The organism is Pseudoalteromonas sp. SMS1, from assembly GCF_021530565.1.
Classification (GTDB): domain Bacteria; phylum Pseudomonadota; class Gammaproteobacteria; order Enterobacterales; family Alteromonadaceae; genus Pseudoalteromonas.
This window is the reverse complement of record NZ_JAKGBI010000063.1, coordinates 1-1,599: the sequence shown is the minus strand read 5'-3', so window position 1 is coordinate 1,599 and position 1,599 is coordinate 1. Positions and strand designations below refer to the sequence as shown.

Annotated in this window: 1 protein-coding gene; it reads right to left on the bottom strand. The window is 52.1% G+C overall.

Translation table 11 applies throughout. The features are described from left to right. Positions 1–1,599: amino acid adenylation domain-containing protein (locus tag L1286_RS23975; protein ID WP_235409542.1), on the bottom strand; the 1,599-nt coding region annotated here is incomplete at both ends.

Genomic DNA, 1,599 nt, shown 5'->3' with positions numbered 1-1,599 from the left:
TGTCTGAGTGGTGGGTGCTTCAAAACAAGTACTGCTCTGTAACTGCGGCGCAGGTAAGGCCTTCTTATCAATTTTACCATTGGCCGTCATCGGCCATGCCCCCAACACGACAATGCCATCTGGGATCATGTGATCTGGTAATGTATTCACAAGTATGCGCCTTAACGCGTCGGTGTCCACGGCCTCTGCGGAGTCACTCAAGACGTAACTGTGTAAATACCCTTCTGCGGTTAGGACAGAGAGTGCCCCTTGTACCCCGTCATACATACTCAATTGGTAGTCTATTTCACCGAGCTCAATGCGAAACCCGCGGCGCTTCACCTGCTCGTCGAAACGCCCTTCAAACACCAATTCGCCATCGGCAGTCCAACGCACTCTATCACCGGTACGATATAAACGAACCGTTGCATCAAATGGGCTGGCAATAAACTTTTCTGCACTGAGTGCCGCTTGATGCCAATAGCCCTCAGCCAACACTCCCCCGATGTATAACTCGCCAATGCCCCCTTGTGGGACTAACTGCTGATGGCTGTCTAATACCAACAGCTGTCTTTCTGGCAAAGCCTCACCGATGCGCACACACGCCTTGTCCGCAGGTGTGATAACCTGACGACACGCGGTTATCACGGCTTCTGTTGGCCCATAAGCATTGATTAAACGACACTCTGCATGGGGGCCTTTTTCAAACCACTGTGTTACAACACTTCGTGGCAGCGCCTCTCCCCCCACCACGATTAAGCGCAGTGGCATTGCTTGCCAGTCTGAACTTGCTAACTCGGTCAACAATTGTGCAAAGTAAGCCACTGGTAAGTCCGTTACCGTTATCTGCTGCGCACGCATCTGGGATAGCCATGCATGTGCCCCAGGCAGGGTCTCGCAATGCAGTACTAAACAACCGCCACGGATTAAAGTGCTGAGGCTTTGCTCCAACGCCGTATCAAAACTGAACGACGCCATTTGCCATACCGAATCTTCTGCACGTAATCCATAATCATGGGCCATTAACAGACTGTGTCTGGCGATGGCCTCATGTGATACTGCCACCCCTTTAGGTTGCCCCGTTGACCCTGAGGTATAAATTAAGTACGCCAGGTTTGATAAAATCGGCATCGCATCTAGCGGAGTTTGCTTTGCGTCTTGCCAATGGGGGGGGGTCATTACTAACTGCACGTCATCTGAAAAGTGTGCACTTGGTTGGTCGCACAGTACCCATTTGGCCTGTGCATCTTGCACCATATATTGCACCCGCTGCGTGGGGTACTTCATATCCAGCGGTAAAATGGCGGCGCCCGCTTTCCATATTGCCAGTATACTGACAATCAGATCCACAGAGCGGGGGCGGTATATGCCAATCACATCTCCCTGCGAAACGCCCTGCGCAACCAGATAATGTGCTAGCTGGTTCGAGTAGGTATCCAGCTGGGCATAGCTGAGTGTCGTGTCTCCATCGAACAAGGCGCTCGCTTTTGGAGTTTGCTGGGCTTGTTGGCTGATCTGCTGGGCAATGCTCACCACTTGCGTAGGCACCTGATACGCGCCTTGATAACGGCCTAGGCTCAGTAATGCTTGTTGCTCATCGCTTTCCAGCATCGGGATTTG